Below are 349 nucleotides of genomic sequence, written 5' to 3'. Positions count from 1 at the left end.
CGTTTGCAGCGATGCGCGCGCAAGGACCGTTGCCTCTGGCGATCAATGCTACGGCTGACACGTTCCTTTCTCAACGGCGTGCAGTGCTGGAAACCGCGCTGAACCGGGTGACGGCTCTTGCCAGGAAGGGCGAGTTGTCACAGGTCCGGAGTGATGCACATGGTCGTGTGATTTCGCCTCTGAAAGCAATTACACCCCCTGCTCGGGAAGAGTTGAGGCGGGCGGCTTACGCCCGGCTGCCACGCATCAAGATTACTGATCTTATGCTGGAAGTGGACCGCTGTCTCAGCATCACCGACTTCTTTACCCATCTCCGTTCCAGCCGTTTCGCGGATAACAAAAACGCCAT

At 57.6% G+C, this 349-nt stretch carries 1 pseudogene; it reads left to right on the top strand.

The features are described 5' to 3' along the window. A pseudogene (locus KP705_RS19905) lies at positions 1 to 349 on the top strand (Tn3 family transposase); the annotation flags it as partial.

This window comes from Gluconobacter sp. P1D12_c (assembly GCF_018812105.1).
Taxonomy (GTDB): Bacteria; Pseudomonadota; Alphaproteobacteria; order Acetobacterales; family Acetobacteraceae; genus Gluconobacter; species Gluconobacter oxydans_A.
This window is presented reverse-complemented; position numbering and strand designations above follow the sequence as displayed.